This is a genomic window from Polaromonas glacialis, assembly GCF_000709345.1.
Taxonomy (GTDB): domain Bacteria; phylum Pseudomonadota; class Gammaproteobacteria; order Burkholderiales; family Burkholderiaceae_C; genus Polaromonas; species Polaromonas glacialis.
This window is the reverse complement of record NZ_KL448323.1, coordinates 3,812,101-3,827,810: the sequence shown is the minus strand read 5'-3', so window position 1 is coordinate 3,827,810 and position 15,710 is coordinate 3,812,101. Positions and strand designations below refer to the sequence as shown.

The following is a 15,710-nucleotide window of genomic DNA, read 5'->3' as shown; positions in this document are numbered from 1 at the left end:
TATGGCGCTGTTCGCATTACGTATTGATTAGCTGTCTTCCGAGCCCTGAGACGACGAAATACTCGGGCTTTAGGTCACCCTTGTACCATTCGGACATACGCATCCAAGCCAAGTAATTGGGCATGTATTTGGTGGCTACGCCTCTTAGGTCGCGATTGAGCCAAGTCTTGAGGCGCTCGTGGTAACTGTTGACGGACTGGACATGGTAGACCCCCTCTACTACGCGTGGTCCATACGATACCGCCACCGAGTGGTACGCCGCACCCAAATTCTTTGCGGCCCCTCTCAGTGCTGCGCTACCGTCAATACACATCAAGGTCTCTGACCCAACGACTCCGCGCAGGGCTTGCGTGGCTTGAACGACGGTCATGGCGCCCAATACCTGGTCTGCAATGTAGGGTTGGCCGCGCAGACGCCCAACCAGTACGGGCACCAGGTCCTTGCGCGACGCACTCTTGCCCCGCTTCTCCCCGGTCGGCGGCTTACCGCCATGGTGGCGCGCGGGCCGTGTCTTGACGGAGTTTTCGGGGGACTTGAGATTTCGGCTGCCTTTCTGGGACTCCCTAAAGTACGTCTCGTCGGCCTCAAAGATGCCTGCTACATCCTTGGGCTGGTGCTCAACGACAGATTCAAGGAACCGGTGTCGCCATCGGAAAGCGGTACTTGCCGCCACGCCCAGTTCCTTGGCAGTTTGCCGGATGGTCAAACCCTTTTGCAGACACTCACCGTGTTGAAAAAACTGTTTCTTCGAGTGAAGGTGGGATAACGGTGTGTTTGTCGCGGCGTTGAAGGTTCTCGAGCAGTCCTTGCAGCGGTAGCGCTGGACGCCCCGTCCTTGTCCGTTTTTGGTGTGCTTGAAGCTGTTGCAATGTGGGCAACCGGCTCCTGCCATCGCCGCATCAATGGAACTCAGCGCTTGGGTGTGCTGGTGCAAGAGGTCTGCTGCCGCCCGCAGATTCGCAAGCTGCTCGGCGCTGAGTTGGGGCAATTGGGCAAGCAGATTTTTGAACTGAGAAGTGCGCATGCGAAATTCTCCTCTGAAAATCCCGAAAACTCAACAAAACCCATACTATTTGCGAACAGCGCCTCATCCGTACAGTATATGGTGCCGCAGGGGTTTGACCTGAAGGTTTCTAGCTCGGCTGTTAGAAACGCTCCTGACGCCATCGAAGGCGAATCGGCCCAAGGGCGGCAAAAAGCCCGCACGTGGCGGGCTTTGCTGGCGAAGTGAACTTTGGCTACACAGCTATTAATCGGCGGCGAAGAATCGGCCGGTTTGATTCAAGGCGTGGTCTTTTTCTCGCCGTGCTTGTGCGGTCCGGTCGGAGAATTGGTCGAACTCTTTTTGGCCTGTGCCTTGTCGCCTGTCTGGCCCGTGGCTGCGGTTTTCTTGGGTGCGTGGTTTTTGCCGCCTTGGGAGTCTTTGGTGTTTTGAGGCATCTTCATTCCTTGGGTCTTACGGCTGAACCATTTCAACCGGCCAGTTCACTTTAGGTAGGCCGCAAGCGCTGCGATGTCGGGAAAATAGCATCTGGCCGTAGGACGATTTCATCAGCTGGACATTCCCGATTTGTCCTCCGTGGTATCTGATCCGTAAGCGGTCCGCGAACCACGCCCTTTTATTCGTGAGCTGATTCGATGATGCTATGTGTCCATCTACAACTACATGGACACCTATGACAGAGATGAACGCAGAGTTGCTGGCCCGGCTGGTGGTCGGGCGCAAACGCGACGGACGGTGCACTTACGACCCGCTGGCCAAGCAGGCGCTAATTGACGAATGCCTCAAGCCTGGCGTGTCGGTGGCGCGCGTGGGGATGCTGTACGGCATCAACGCCAATTTGCTGCGCACCTGGATTGCCAAGTCAGGCCAGCCCAACCATGGCAAAGCGCTGGCGTCGCCAGCGGCTTTCGTGGCCGTGCAGGTTAGCGAGCCGGCAGCGCCGGCTGCAACAACCGCACCAGTCGCACTTTGCCTGCACGTGCGCCTGCCCAACGGGGTGGCGCTCGATGTGGGCCAGGTCCCGCTGGAGGCGATGGCGCCCGTGCTGCAACTGCTGGGCACACTGGCGTGTTCACGCTGAACGCCACCCGTGCGGTGTACCTGCACCAGGAGGCCATTGATTTTCGCAAGAGCATCAACGGTCTGGCCAGCCTGGTCGAGCATGGCCTGGGCCTGGACGCGTTTGCCCAGGCACTGTTTGTCTTTGCCAACCGCAGGCGCGACCGCATCAAGATTCTGGGCTGGGATGTCAACGGGTTTTGGCTGCTGCACAAGCGCCTGGAGAAGGACCGCTTCATCTGGCCGCGAGGCGAACTCGGCGTCGTGACGCTCAGCGTGGAGCAGCTGCACTGGCTGCTCAAGGGTATCGACATCCAGGCCCTGCGCGGACACCAGGCCGTGCGCTACGAGCGCGCAGCGTAAGGGGGACAAATTCTGGCTTGGAAGGCAAGGCTCAGACTCGGATTTTTGGGAACTTTCACCCGCGCCGCCTTGTCTAAACGGGCATGCTCGCTGTGCCTGATGCCCAAGAAATAGACGCCTTGAAAGAGGCGCTGGCGCAGGCTTTGCAGCGCAGCGACGCCCTGGCGGGGGAGTTGCGTATGGTGCGCGCCGAGCGTGACCTGCTCCAGGAGCGGCTCAAGCAGTTCATGCGCAAGCTCTTTGCCGCCCGCAGCGAAGCGGGCAGCCCGCAGCAAAGGGACCTGTTCTTCAACGAGGCCGAGGCGCTGGGCGCGGCCAGCGAACCGGCCACTTGCGACGGCCACGAAGATGGCAGCCAGGAGGTCCGCGCCCATCAGCGCGTGCCGCGCGGACGCAAGCCGCTCGATGCGGCCTTGCCCCGGGAGGTGGTGCGCCACGAACTGCCCGAAGACCAGCGGGTGTGCCCGCACGATGGCACGGCGCTGGTGGAAATTGGCGTGGAGACCAGCGAGCAGCTCGACATCATTCCCCAGCAGGTTCGCGTGATTCGCCATGAACGCGTCAAATATGCCTGTCCCTGCTGCGATGGCGCCTTGCGCCTGGCGTCCAAGCCGGCGCAAATCATCCCCAAGGGCTTGTTCAGCGAAGGCCTGCTGGCCTGGGTGATTACGTCGAAGTATTGCGACGGCCTGCCGCTGTACCGCCAGACGGCGCTGCTCTCGCGCTTTGGCGGCGGCGACCTGGCGCGCAACACCCTGGCCGCCAGCGTCGTGCGCGTGGGCCGGGAGGTGCAGCCCATCATCAATGTGCTGCGCGACCATTTGCTGGACTCGCCCCTCATCCATGGCGACGAAACCCATGTGCAGGTACTCAAAGAAGCCGGCAAAAGCGCGCAGTCCAAAAGCTACATGTGGGTGCAGACAACCCCGTGCTCCGGGGTGCAGGGAGCGGGGCCACCCATCCGGCTGTTTGGCTACGCGCCCTCGCGCAGCACGGCGGCCGCACAAATCCTGTATGCCGGGGTGCAAGAAGGCAGCGTGCTGATGACGGATGGCTACGCGGTTTATGACGCCATCGCGCAGGCGCACCACCTCGTGCATCTGGGATGCTGGGCGCATTGCAGGCGCGGGTTCCATGAGGCGCTGCAGGCGCTGCCCAGGAATGCGCGCGGCCCCGAGCAGCTCGCTGCGCGGTTTCTCGCGCTCATCGCCCAGTTGTATGCGGTAGAGTCGCGCGCACGCGAGCACCGGCTTCCTCCCCAGGAATTGCTGGTCCAGCGGCAACAGCACAGCGTGCCCGTGCTTGGCCAGATAGAGGCGTTGCTGCTGGCCAACGTGCACACCGTGCTGCCGGGCAGTTTGCTGGGCAAGGCGCTGCATTACCTGGCTTCGCAATGGACGAAGCTGGCGCTGTATGTCACCGATGGCGCCTACCCGATTGACAACAATGCTGCCGAAAATTCGATTCGTCCGTTTTGTATTGGAAGACGCAACTGGCTCTTCAGCGATACGGTAGCCGGCGCACAGGCCAGCGCCAACCTGTATTCGTTGCTGCAGACCTGCGTGGTCAACGGCGTCGACGGCTACGCGTACCTGCGCGCATTGCTCACCGCGCTGCCCAGCGCGCAAACGGCAGACGACTACGAGGCGCTACTGCCTTGGCGCATTACATTGCCCGGCCGCTGAGCAGCGGCCGGGCAACGCTCCTCAGCCATTTCAATCACACCCCGGCCAGCGGCGCAAGGTACGCTGTTAATTGACCGCATACTCTGATCCACCCTGACGTGGCGCGCTCAGGCCAGCTGTCCGGCTTATGGAAGGCTGACCTTTACGAAGGCGTGAAGTCCAATGGCGCAAGCTTTGTCCTGCCGCTGACCGGTGCCCGTCTGGGCCGGGAAGAACGCACTGAGAGCCTGAGGGAAGCCATCGCTGCTGCGCGTCACGGCTTAATGAAGGGTCAGCGATCCATGCATACTGACGGTCTCCTTCGCTTCCACGCTAAACGCTGAGCGCAGCCCGTCAACCCGTTAGCTGGTAGGGGTCGAAACGCGTGTTCACAGTTCCCAACCTCTGAGCGTCGAAGGTCAGGAAATCCACAAGCACGTTTCGTTGCCCGGACTGGCAGTCCACCAAAACAAACGTGCTCGCCTTATCGTCAAACACGACCTCGTTTGTTGGCGCATATCCGAGCGGTAGATTCCGGTCGGATATGCGACCTTTGAACACGGCTTGTTTGTATGGAAGTGGTCTTAGGCCCAATTCACGATCCAGCCTAAAAAGACAAAAAAGTGAGCTAACCCCATGTTCTTCCTCTGCACCTTCAACATACCTCTGCGGGTACAAGAGTGCCATTCCGCCATCAATGAATGTAGCAGCAAGCATTGGAGTCTGGTCAGAAGGAAACCCCGCAGATAGTGCGTGCCGCATGCTAGCAGCGGCTGAAATCTGTCCCCTTGGCGAGTCTCCAATCGCAATTGCTGCCCCCGTTTCGTCTGTGGCAACGAGCTTGAATTTCGGACTCTCACACGTGCCAATCCAGTATCCGTCAGGTGCGGCCATCCCGAGAATAAACTGAACATGCGGCTCAGGCAATTGCTTGGGCTGCAGCTTCAAGTATCGGCCATAGGAAAAGCGTAGCTGTCTGGTCAATCGACTCAGGTAGTCCCGCCCATCGCGGGTTTCCTTCGCGGCGTGAGTTACATTGAGTTCGCTCACAAGTTGTTTCGCACACTGAATATCACCGGCGAACGAAAGGAAACTCGAAGAGCTCAGGGCTATGGTCTTGATTAAACAGTCACTGAGCGACACAACTCGCTGGCCTTGCGTATACGTGACACGGCAATCTGAGACGACAAAGACGGCGTCGGGCGCGATACCTGCGGCACAGATAGTCAAATAAAATCCTCATTGTCTTGGTTAGCAGGAAAAACACGATCGTAGTTGTTGCACCCGCTGTTCGCCAGATAGGTGGGTCAAGATCACTGTTGGTCAATAGCACGCTAGATATTATGACGCGGCTGTCAACCCTCGCATCCCTGTTGACTGCGGCGCACTGGCACGTCGCACAGGTTTGATCAGTGTCGGTGTGCCGGTAGTGTCAGTACAAAGCAGCGGGTATGTGCGCGTGGGCACGAAGGCATTGATCCGCAACTTGCTGAAATTCACAGTAGCTGAACTGAATGACTCCTCTACGCTGATTGCTGTCATCCGGAGGCGACTTGGAAACTGGCCAAAACGCTCCTAAACAACAGTCTTACGCACCGATGATTGAACGCAAAGTGGGGACTGCGGAACGCAACTAGGAAAGTTCTTGGTGGGTCAAACAAGCGTATCGAAACGGACTCTTAGGGCGCTTTAGTGACCGTAATCCAAGATCGCTTTTGATTTCAATTGTGCTCGCTGCGCCAGCAAAAGCGGCAACTGCAGATGCTGCGTGTAGTCCGTATGACTCACCCAGCGCCCATCCTCCTGCTACTGCTGGAAGGAATTTCGTTGGACTAAGACTAAATGACGTTTTAATGTTTGACAAATACACAGGGAATTGCCATTCCTTCCCCACCTGTAGCAGGTTTGCACACGCTTGATCGATCTCAGCAGCTCGATTTTTAAGAGCTGCAGGCTTATCGACCGCCGTCTCAATCTCAGTGACGAATGTCTCAAGGTGATACCTGAGCAAAAGCAGTTCGTCGCGGCGGCGCACCCTAAACTCAAGGACTTCTGCTAGTGGAACATCGTGCTTGGGGATTGGAATCGCCCGATGCAGTTCGACTAAAACGCCTGATCCTTCGTCGGCAAAACCGTCTTTCCAGAGAAATGAATTCTCACCTTGCGCCATTGCCCAAACTCCAGGCTCAGCACATTCGAGGTCAAGAAAGGCTTGTATTTGGCCTTTTGCGATGCCTTGAGCTCCATCCCCGTTAATCGTGTAATCGGGACGCGTGAGTATCTTGGCGCTTTCAAGAAACACCTCGTCTGGACCGCTAGCAAAATGAATTGCTCTAGACGATGGCCAAACAAGTTGATCCCAGAATAACAGTGCGAACCGAAGTTCTTGTGGGTCAAGATTCGAGGATCTTGCCAGTAGACGAGTTCCCTCAATTTCAATTGGAGGGCTCACGACTAGGCCACGGAAAGGCGCTTTTTTTGGGAAGCGTCCGAAGTTTGGATCACTATGCTTTCGACGCTGCGCTTCGCCCATAACTCACTCCACCATAAAATGGTATGAATGTTACCTTTGCGGCGCTCAACGGCATCGACAATCGACCATTTATCAATGGTTTTAGCAAAATTAACGAGCTGCTGTTGGCTTAAACATGCTCGATACCGCAGTCTTCCAAGTGTTCGCAATCGCTGCACTAGAGCTATTCACAAGGCAGGTAATCCCTGACTATTCAGCTCAATAGTGCGCCGACGTACTGATAGTTCCTTCCGGCACAGCCGGCACACTGGCACGGGAACACGATTGATATATGTCGGTGTGTCGGTGGTGTCAGTACGACGCATTGGGTATCTGCGCGTGGGCATGAAGACGGTTATCAGCCACTTGCGGGAGAGCCAGCAGATGAACTGAACTACTCCTCCAGACTGAGGGTATGTGAAACCTCAAATAAATTGCAGCTTTTCAGTTGCCAATCAAGACTTTCTTTTTCTGGGTTTCAAATTCAGCCTCGGACAAAATACCTTTTTTTCGTAAATCGTCTAGCTTAATCAGTTCAGCATAAACATCTTTGGGCTTGGCAGATTCGTCCTTAGTACGACTTTCAACAGAAATCTTCTCGGTCTTCTCAATCACTACGTCGGCTCGCGGAACGAGAGATGTACGACGCGCTTCCGGATCGTTTTTTTCAACCACCCGAAATTGGTAGTCAAACTTCGCCCACTTCCCCATGACTCCAACTGGCGTTTCATGCGTCGAAATTGGAATTGCCAATTTACCTTGGGCTGCAGCAAATGCGTTTGCATCCGAAATTACGCCAGCCTTCAAAGCACTGGCACTTCCAAAGATGCCAGCATGGTCTTCTCTGGACAACATGTACGTATCGGGCGAAACTTGCACGATGCTGGGGTTTGCACAACCTGCCAAGACAATGATTAATGCAGCAAAAGCTCTTTTCATAGATGTTTCCACATGGTATTTGGACCTGTCACTCTGCTGAAGAAATGCTGAACTTAATGGTCAGACTGCAAAAACTACTCCAGCATTTCTCAATAATCATCGCTGGCGATTCTCGATAATTCGGTCGGGCGTACTCTGCAAACGCTGACGCTGAAACTCAGGGTCGTCATAGCGCAGGCACCGAAAGTTCAATTCCATGCTTGCCATACCTTCCGTCCAAGTGGGTGATGCGGTTTTCTCGCTCAGTGCTAAAACTTCTAAGCCACCGCGTCGAGCGCATTCTTCACCAGCTTCTTGATAGGCAATCCGTTTCGCGGCAGGAATACCGCCTTTCCCTGGAGATGCTGATGTTGAAATGGTGAATGTGTCGGGACCAATCTTGACGACGCCCGACGAGTTGGCGCAAGCCGTGAGCGCAATCGTTGCTGCGAACATAATTATTTTTTTCATTTGGCCCTTTTTGGTTTTTTGTATAAGCAAAAATATATGACTATTGTCTACGCAGTGAAGTCACTTAAGCACAGCAATTGCCGGCATTCACGGATCCTGTCCCCCTGACGATTCAACTCGATACCGGATTGCCAGAAAAAAAATGGCTTGAGTATTCAGAGTCGGCGCGTCAACTCACCGATAGTTCCTTCCAGCAAAGCCGGCACACCGGCACATCGAACACGTTTGATCAGTGTCGGTGTGCCGGCTATGTCAGTGAGAAATATCGACTGGCAAACACGGCCCGCCGGAAAAGCCATCGGCAGGGGGAGAAGTGGGAGAAGTTTTCGAGGGAAAGCAGCAGCCCGGAAATGGACCGGACACGAGGACTGTTTGTCCCCGGAAACAAAGAAGCCAACCGCATGGGTTGGCTTCTTTGCAAGGTAAACCTTGGTGGCCTGGGGCGGAATCGAACCACCGACACAAGGATTTTCAATCCTCTGCTCTACCGACTGAGCTACCGGGCCTGAGCACAAGAGTATATATCACCGGAAGGGCTGTTTTGCCCCGTTGCGGCGCCAAAATTCACAGGCTGCGCTTGCCGCGTGTCAGGTCCACGCCGAGCTGCTTGAGCTTGCGGTAAAGATGGGTGCGCTCCAGACCGGTTTTTTCGGCCACGCGGGTCATGGAGCCGCCTTCCTTGGCCAGGTGGAATTCGAAGTAGGCTTTTTCAAACTCGTCCCGCGCGTCACGCAGTGGCTTTTCGAGCATGAAGCTCTGGGTTGACTGCAGGCCCCTGTCGGCGGTGGCCACCAGGGCACTGCCGGCCATGATGACTTCAGGCACGAAATCGACCAGGGGCGAAGTTGCCCTCAAGGGACTGGCGGGCAGGCGGGCCACCGCTCGGGCAAGACCCTGCTCGACGGCCTTGAGCAGCTTTTGCAGCGTGATGGGCTTTTCCAGGAAGGCCATGGCACCGATCTTGGTGGCTTCGACCGCCGTGTCGATGGTGGCATGGCCGCTCATCATGATGACGGGCATGGTCAGCAGGCCGGTGGACGACCATTCCTTGAGCAAGGTCACGCCATCGGTATCGGGCATCCAGATGTCGAGCAGCACCAGGTCGGGCCGCGCCAGTGCGCGGGCAGCGCGAGCCTGGGCGGCATTTTCAGCCAGATCGACCTGGTGCCCCTCATCATTGAGAATTTCTGAGAGAAGGTCGCGTATGCCGAGCTCGTCATCGACCACCAGAATATTTGCCATGATTGAATTGTTGCCTGCCAGTTGTTGACGTGTTTGCTGCCGATTGATGAAGATTTTTACGCCTGGATTGCTCCGGTCGCTGTCAAGTCGCAACGCCAAATGATAACGACACTTGCGCGCCCTGCACGAGCCCATCCACGACACGGTTTGAAATATCAATCCGCGCGCCATGCTCGTCGGCGATTTTCTTGACCACCGCCAGACCCAGGCCGGTGCCCTTGACCTTGGTGGTGACGTAGGGTTCGAAGGCGCGCTTGAGGATGTGCTCGGGAAAACCTGCCCCATTGTCACGTACCGTCAGGCGCACCCGGTGCGAGCTGTCGGAATAGTCGGTCTTCAGGGTGACGCGGGCGTTTTCCTGGCCTTCCTGCGCATCCTGCGCGTTTTGCAGCAGGTTGTGGATGACCTGGCGCAACAGCTGGGCATCGCCGCGGATGGGCGGCGCGTGGGGATCGAGCTCGGCCACCACGGGTGCCACCGGACCTTCGGCGTCGCCGTGGTAGAGCTGCAGCACGTCGCCGACCAGCGCATTGAGGTCGACGGCCACCAGCTCGGCGGCGGGCAGGCGCGCATAGTCGCGAAATTCGTTGACCAGCCGCTTCATGGCGTCCACCTGGTCCACGATGGTCTTGACCGACTTGGTCAGCAGCGCCTGCTCGACCGGCGCCAGTTTTCCGTTGAGCTTCATTTCCAGGCGCTCGGCCGACAGCTGGATGGGCGTGAGCGGGTTCTTGATCTCGTGCGCCAGGCGGCGCGCCACCTCGCCCCAGGCCTGCGCGCGCTGCGCCGACACCATGTCGGAAATGTCGTCGAACACCAGCAAATATTCCTCGGTGCCGGGCATCTTGGCGCCGCGCGCAATCAGCGTGATGGCGTTGTCGCTGGCGCCGTGTCCGGCGCCATGCAGTTCAAACGACTGCTGCCAGTGCGCCAGCGTCTGGGCCGCATTGCTGAGGTAGTCGGCAAACTGCGCCAGCACGTCTTTGGCGAACAGCTCCAGCCCGGGAACCTGCCCGAGCGGCTGGCCGTGGTAGTCGTGCAAGGGCGCGCGCAGAATGCGGGTGGCGCCCGGATTGCTGGACTGGATGCGGCCATGCACATCGAGCACGATGACGCCGGCGGTGAGGTTGTCCAGGATGGTCTGCAGGTTGGCGCGCGACGCGTCCACCTGGCTCATGCTGTGCTGCACCGCCGACCGCGCATCGGCCAGCTGCTGCGTCATGTCGGCAAACGAGCGCGTCAGCCCGCCCAACTCGTCCTTGCCCTTGAGCGCGGCCTTGGGCGTCAGGTCGCCCTGGGCCACCTGCTTGACGCCCTCTGCGAGCAGCAGCAGGGGCTTGGCCAGCTGATTGCCCAGGATGACGGCCAGCAGCACTGCGCTGAAGACCGCCAGGAACAGGCTGAGCGTCAGCGTGCCGATGTACATTTTCTGCAGGCCGCCGCGTGCCAGCGCCCGCTCCTGGTACTGGCGGTTGGCTTCCTGCACGGCAATCGCATTGGCCACCAGACTGGCGGGCAGCACGGTGGTGACCTGCAGGAAACGCGATTGCCCGAGCACGCTCAGGTTCGGATTGTTGACCACGGCAATCGCCTTGACCCGGGGCGCCGTGGTGACGCCGGGCGCTGGCGGGCCGGTGCTGGCGCCCAGTTCGCCATTGCCGCCCGGCACGACTTCATCGAGTCCTTCGATCTGGGTCGTGACCTGCTGAGTGCGCGCGCTGCGCAGCTGCTGCACCGAAGGCCGTTCGGGCTGAATCAGAAAGCGCGATTCGCCCGCATTGGCGATCAGCTGGCCGGACGCGCTCCAGAGCACGACGTCGCTGGCACCGAGCTGGTCACGCAGACGTTCCAGCGCCAGGCCGACCGTCGCATCCGGCGTTTCGGCCAGCTGCGTGGCGGCCTGGCGCGTCTTGTTTGCCGTGTCCGCAGCCAGTGTGTCGAGCGTGGCGCGTCCCAGGTTCAACCCAGCCGCGAGCGCGGACTCGACCTCGACATCGAACCAGCTTTCAATCGAACGCGAAACGAACTGGTAGGACACCACATAGATCATCAGGCCCGGCATCAGGCCGACCAGCGCGAAGATGGCGGCCAGCTTGACCAGCAGGCGGCTGCCAAAACGCCCCTGGCGCAAACGCAGCACCAGGCGCAGGGTGATCCACGCGACCACCCCCAGCAGCAGGACGGCGACGGCGACATTCAGGCCGAAAAGCAATGCGTAATTGCGCTCGTACAGTTCGCGGTTGTCGGTCGCCTGGGTCAGCAGATACAGCAGGACCAGGCCCAGCGCCACGATCACACCGGCCCCCACGCCGACGGTCCAGCGAAAGGCAGGACTGCTTTTCAGCGCGATCAGCTTCACGGTGCGGCTCATTTGCCGGCCTCGGCGGGCGGCGCAGGCGTCAGGCGCAGCCGGTCCCTGAACTGGGCAGCAATGGTCCAGTCGCGCTGCCCGGCGACGCCGATCTGGAAAGGACGCGGCAACTGCGACAAATCAAGCCAGAAATTCAGGTTGAGCATGTATTGCTCGCCCGGATCGACCTCGGCGGCGTCGGCAATTTTCCAGTGGGTCACGCGCTGGATGGCCGAAAGCGCTTCGGGCAGGGTTTCGTAGTTCTGGCTTAGCGTGGCGCGCAGGCCCGACGAACTGGTGATGAGGCCGGAAACGATGTTCACGCGCCAGCGGCCGGTCAGGGGCTGGTAGGCCAGGCGCAAGGTGCGGGCAGCGCTGGCCACGCGCAAGTCGGTCCAGTACCAGCGGTCGCGGTACACATCGGCCTCCACGACGAAATAGACCGCAATGCCCTTGAGCAGCGCGTCTTCGACCACGGCAGGAACGTCAAACCGCACCACCGCCGAGAGGTAGACCCCGTCTTCGGTTCGCTCGGTGCGCAGCTGGGTGATCTCGGTCGGCGCTGCCGCCATGGCCGCTGGCGTCCACGGCAGGCACAGGATTGCAGCCAGCAGGAGGCGCGCAATCGCTTCAAGCGCTGCGTTTTTGAAGGACTGCGTAGTAAAAACCATCGTGTTCACGCATCAAATTGTCGGGGAATACGGCGCCTTTGACGCTCCCCTGCGGCAGCAAATGCCCGGGCGAAGGCATCAGCACCGCGTCAAGGTGGCTCGCGGCAAACGCCTGCGCCTGCTGCTCGCCTTCCGCCCGGAAAACCGAGCAGGTGCAATAAACCAGCCGGCCGCCGGGCTTGAGCAGCGGCCAGAGCGTGGCCAGCAGCCGGGCCTGGATGGCCGCCAGCTGGGCAATATCGGTCGGCCGGCGCAGCCAGCGCACGTCGGGATGGCGGCGCACGATGCCCGATGCGGTACACGGCGCGTCGAGCAGGATGCCGTCATACAGCCGGCCGTCCCACCAGTCGCCGGGCCGGCTGGCGTCGCCGACGACGATGTGCGCCTGCAGGCCCAGGCGCGCCAGGTTCTGCGCGATGCGCTCGCAGCGCCGGGCGTCGATGTCCAGCGCGGTCACGTCGCAGTCGGCCAGTTCCAGCAGGTGCGCCGTCTTGCCGCCGGGCGCGGCGCAGGCGTCGAGGATGTTCAAGCGCCCGTCGCCAGCCGCCGTCAGCCCGTCGAGCAGCAAGGGCGCGGCCAGCTGGGCAGCGGCGTCCTGAACCGAAAAATGCCCTTCGGCAAAGCCCGGCAGCGACGTGACCGGCCGCGCCTCGGTCAGGACCACACCATGCTCGCCGGTGGGAAACGCTCCTATATCCATAGCTAACAACGCCTGCAGATACTGCGCAGGAGTCGTTTTTCGTTCATTAATCCGCAAAATCAGCGGCGCGCGGCTGTTGTTGGCGCGCAGGATGTCCTGCCACTGCGTCGGATGGTCCTTGCGCACCCGGTCTATCCACCACTGCGGATGGTTCCAGACGGCTTGCGGGCTTTTCTCGGTCAGCGCCATCAAGGCGTCCCGCTCGCGCAGGAAGCGGCGCAGGCAGCCGTTGATGAAGCTGGCCTGGTGCAGCGTGGCGTCGCTGCGCTTGGCCGCTTCCACCGCCTGGTCGACCAGCGTGTGCGCGGTGTAGGGCGCCGCTTCTTCAGCGCAGGCCAACGCCAGCGCCACGCACAGCAGCGCGTCGGCTTCGGGCGGCGGCGGACGCTTGGCGAGTTGCTGGCGCAGCGCTTCGGCGCGGCCCAGCCAGCGCAGCGCATGAAAGGCCAGCGCCTGAACGCCGGGGCGCAGCTGCGCATCGACGTCTTCCAGCGCCGGCGTCATCGACTGGCCGTCGCGCACCGCCAGCAACACGGAAGCGGCGCCCTGAAGCTGGCGCCATAACGGGACTTGGGCGGACGGGGATAAATTCGGTTGATGTGGCATCGGTTCGGTGTGGTCAAGGCCGGCCTGCACCGGCCGGCGTAAATCCGCCCGGACGGCGGGCGGTGGTTTCGCCCTATTAGACCAGCCTCGGCCACGGACGCGGCAAAGCCGTTGTTGCTGGCGCACGCATGGCCGGACGCAAAAAAAGTGGGCCGGCTAGAACAAGGCGTCGGGCCGCGTCACGGCCTCGTCCTGCCGGGGATGCAGCACCGGCATCGGCCGGCCGTAAATCCGGCGGATGCGTTCGGCCAGCGGCGGATGGCTTTCAAACCAATGCGTCTGGTTGGCGGCGCTGACCAGCAGCATGTGATGCACCGCCGGGTGCAGGCGATGCCCCATGCCGCCTGGCTGCCGCGCCGCCCTCGCCTGCTCGCCCGCCGCCTTGCGCAGCACGCCGCCCAGTCCTTCCTTGCTGCGGGTGAACTGCACGGCGCGCGCATCGGCCAGGAATTCGCGCTGCCGCGAGACCGCCGCCTTGAGCGCCCGGCCCGCCAGCCAGCCCAGAAAACCGGTGGCCATGATGGCAAAACCCGGCAGGGCCAGAAATGAGCGCCGTCCGTGCTGATCACCCTCGCACATGCTGCGGCCCAGGTTGAAGATCATCTCCAGCCCGCATACCATGCCCGCCAGCCGCATGTTCAGCCGGGTATCGCCTTCGCGCAGATGGCTGAACTCGTGGGCCAGCAGGCCCTGCAGTTCATCGCGGCTCAGGCGGTCAAGCGCGCCCTGCGTCACCGCCACGATGGCGTCATCCTCGTCCCAGCCGGCGGCGAAGGCGTTGATGCTGTCCTCGCGCGGCAGCACCATCGCCTGCGGCGGCCGCATGCTGGCGGCAATCGCCAGCTCATGGACGATGTTGCACAGGCGCTGCTCGGCCTCGCGGCTGGCCGGCCAGGCGTCGCGCGCGCCCGCCTGGCGCGCCAGCGCCTGGCCGCCGCCTTCCAGCACCGAGGTTTCCAGCCACCAGCCGCCCAGCACGAACAGCAGCGTCATGCCGGTGTTGACACTGAAAAAATACGCCGGATAGCCAAGCCAGCCGGGCGACACCAGCCGCCAGGTTAGCGCCAGCGCGCCATTGACGGTCAGCACCAGCGCCACCACGGCCAGGCCAAATAGCAGCAGCAGCCGCAGGGTTTGCGTCCGGGCCTTTTCCTGAGCCTCAAAAAACCGCACTTATCGAGCCCCCACGGTCGCGCACTGCGTGTCGCTCCCTGCCCCCCGAGGGGGCCGCCGCGCCTGCGGCCTGGCAAAGCCAGTTCCGCGGCCGGAACTTGCAGGGGCGGGGGCAGCGCAGGGCGCGTTGTGGCAAGCGTGGGGCCATCACATCTGGATGCGAACCGCTTGGCGCTCGGCTGCGTTTTCGGTGGCCTGCAGCATCACGGACGGAACGAAACCGAAAGCGCGGGCGACCAGCAGTGCAGGAAACTGGCCCTGCGCATTGTTGTAGTCAAGCACGGCGTCGTTGTAGGCCTGGCGGGCAAAGCCGACCTTGTTCTCGGTGCTGGTCAGTTCTTCGCTGAGTTCGCGGATCGTCTGGTCGGCCTTCAGGTCGGGATAGGCCTCGGCCAGCGCAAACAGCCGGCCCAGGCTGCTGTCCAGCGTCTGCTCGGCGGCGGCCAGCGCGATGACCGCATCGGCCTTGCCGGGACGGCTTCGCACCGCATCGCTGGCACTGCGGGCTTGGTTGCGGGCGGCAATCACCGCTTCCAGCGTGACTTGCTCATGCTGCAGGTATTTTTTGGCGGCCTCCACCAGGTTGGGAATCAGGTCGTAACGGCGCTTGAGCTGGACATCGATCTGGCCAAACGCATTGGCAATGACGTTCTTGAGCCGCACCAGCCGGTTGTAAGCGCCCACCGCCCAGAACACCAGCATGGCCAGCAAAGTAAGGGAAACAATGGTTTGCAATGACATGGGCAAATTCCTGGTGAATCAGGAGAGTTTCGCACTGAAATCAGTCTTTTACCGGACCCTCTCGGGATGACGGAGGCAAGGTTGACGCCAGTTTTTCTACGCCTTGAACACATCCCACCGCCGCATCGCTATTTTATTAATAGCTGTCAATGCACGCCCAGATTGCGCAAAAGCTTGATTTCATTGATAAACAGCGGTTTTGCAGCCATAAAAAAAGCCCCACCCTTTTTCAAGGGC

The 15,710-nt window shown here is 60.5% G+C and carries 15 protein-coding genes and 1 tRNA gene; 3 read left to right on the top strand and 13 right to left on the bottom strand.

Annotation, left to right across the window (positions count from 1 at the left end; genetic code table 11):
• Positions 1–16: 16 nt before the first annotated feature.
• Positions 17–1,024: an IS1595 family transposase gene (locus tag EC86_RS0118755; protein WP_051676064.1), complete on the bottom strand. Its 1,008-nt coding sequence runs from the start codon at positions 1,022–1,024 to the stop codon at positions 17–19.
• 257 nt (positions 1,025–1,281) lie between these two features.
• Entirely contained in the window at positions 1,282–1,440 is a 159-nt protein-coding gene (locus tag EC86_RS28985) for a hypothetical protein (protein ID WP_156955363.1), read from the bottom strand.
• Between the two features lie 236 nt (positions 1,441–1,676).
• Between EC86_RS28985 and EC86_RS0118745 the strand changes: the two genes are divergently transcribed.
• The 3 genes from EC86_RS0118745 to tnpC all read left to right on the top strand — a co-directional run bounded on the left by EC86_RS0118745 (position 1,677) and on the right by tnpC (position 4,110).
• Positions 1,677–2,084: a transposase gene (locus tag EC86_RS0118745; RefSeq protein ID WP_029524732.1), complete on the top strand. Its 408-nt coding sequence runs from the start codon at positions 1,677–1,679 to the stop codon at positions 2,082–2,084.
• Complete coding sequence (tnpB, locus tag EC86_RS0118740; protein ID WP_029524733.1) at positions 2,072–2,425, top strand: IS66 family insertion sequence element accessory protein TnpB; 354 nt, start codon at positions 2,072–2,074, stop codon at positions 2,423–2,425. Before EC86_RS0118745 ends, tnpB begins: the two co-directional genes overlap by 13 nt.
• An 83-nt stretch (positions 2,426–2,508) precedes the next feature.
• A complete protein-coding gene (tnpC, locus tag EC86_RS0118735) occupies positions 2,509–4,110 on the top strand; it encodes an IS66 family transposase (protein ID WP_029524734.1) in 1,602 nt (533 codons plus the stop codon).
• Positions 4,111–4,443: 333 nt separating this feature from the next.
• On the opposite strand, the gene EC86_RS0118725 is transcribed toward tnpC, so the two are convergent.
• From EC86_RS0118725 to EC86_RS0118670, 11 genes are all read right to left on the bottom strand, one after another.
• The gene (locus EC86_RS0118725) at positions 4,444–5,139 is read right to left on the bottom strand and encodes a hypothetical protein (protein ID WP_156955362.1); all 696 of its coding nucleotides are present in this window, start codon (positions 5,137–5,139) and stop codon (positions 4,444–4,446) included.
• Positions 5,140–5,722: 583 nt separating this feature from the next.
• Positions 5,723–6,622: a DUF6236 family protein gene (locus tag EC86_RS28980; protein ID WP_156955361.1), complete on the bottom strand. Its 900-nt coding sequence runs from the start codon at positions 6,620–6,622 to the stop codon at positions 5,723–5,725.
• 423 nt (positions 6,623–7,045) lie between these two features.
• Positions 7,046–7,540: an SHOCT domain-containing protein gene (locus EC86_RS0118710; RefSeq protein ID WP_029527379.1), complete on the bottom strand. Its 495-nt coding sequence runs from the start codon at positions 7,538–7,540 to the stop codon at positions 7,046–7,048.
• A gap of 96 nt (positions 7,541–7,636) precedes the next feature.
• Positions 7,637–7,990 carry a hypothetical protein gene (locus tag EC86_RS28975; RefSeq protein WP_156955360.1) on the bottom strand — a complete coding sequence of 118 codons (354 nt, stop codon included), beginning with the start codon at positions 7,988–7,990 and terminating at the stop codon, positions 7,637–7,639.
• A 430-nt stretch (positions 7,991–8,420) separates the two neighbouring features.
• Positions 8,421–8,496: transfer RNA gene (locus tag EC86_RS0118700), tRNA-Phe, on the bottom strand.
• Between the two features lie 58 nt (positions 8,497–8,554).
• Positions 8,555–9,232: a response regulator gene (locus EC86_RS0118695; RefSeq protein WP_029527378.1), complete on the bottom strand. Its 678-nt coding sequence runs from the start codon at positions 9,230–9,232 to the stop codon at positions 8,555–8,557.
• 82 nt (positions 9,233–9,314) lie between these two features.
• On the bottom strand, positions 9,315–11,603 hold the full coding sequence (locus tag EC86_RS0118690; protein WP_029527377.1) for a sensor histidine kinase: 2,289 nt from the start codon (positions 11,601–11,603) through the stop codon (positions 9,315–9,317).
• The gene (locus EC86_RS0118685) at positions 11,600–12,253 is read right to left on the bottom strand and encodes a DUF4390 domain-containing protein (RefSeq protein ID WP_029527376.1); all 654 of its coding nucleotides are present in this window, start codon (positions 12,251–12,253) and stop codon (positions 11,600–11,602) included. The genes EC86_RS0118690 and EC86_RS0118685 overlap by 4 nt, the downstream gene beginning before the upstream one ends.
• Complete coding sequence (rsmB, locus tag EC86_RS0118680) at positions 12,213–13,559, bottom strand: 16S rRNA (cytosine(967)-C(5))-methyltransferase RsmB (protein ID WP_029527375.1); 1,347 nt, start codon at positions 13,557–13,559, stop codon at positions 12,213–12,215. The genes EC86_RS0118685 and rsmB overlap by 41 nt, the downstream gene beginning before the upstream one ends.
• A gap of 156 nt (positions 13,560–13,715) precedes the next feature.
• On the bottom strand, positions 13,716–14,732 hold the full coding sequence (locus EC86_RS0118675; RefSeq protein ID WP_029527374.1) for a M48 family metalloprotease: 1,017 nt from the start codon (positions 14,730–14,732) through the stop codon (positions 13,716–13,718).
• Between the two features lie 147 nt (positions 14,733–14,879).
• Positions 14,880–15,473: a LemA family protein gene (locus tag EC86_RS0118670; protein ID WP_029527373.1), complete on the bottom strand. Its 594-nt coding sequence runs from the start codon at positions 15,471–15,473 to the stop codon at positions 14,880–14,882.
• Positions 15,474–15,710 lie beyond the last annotated feature (237 nt).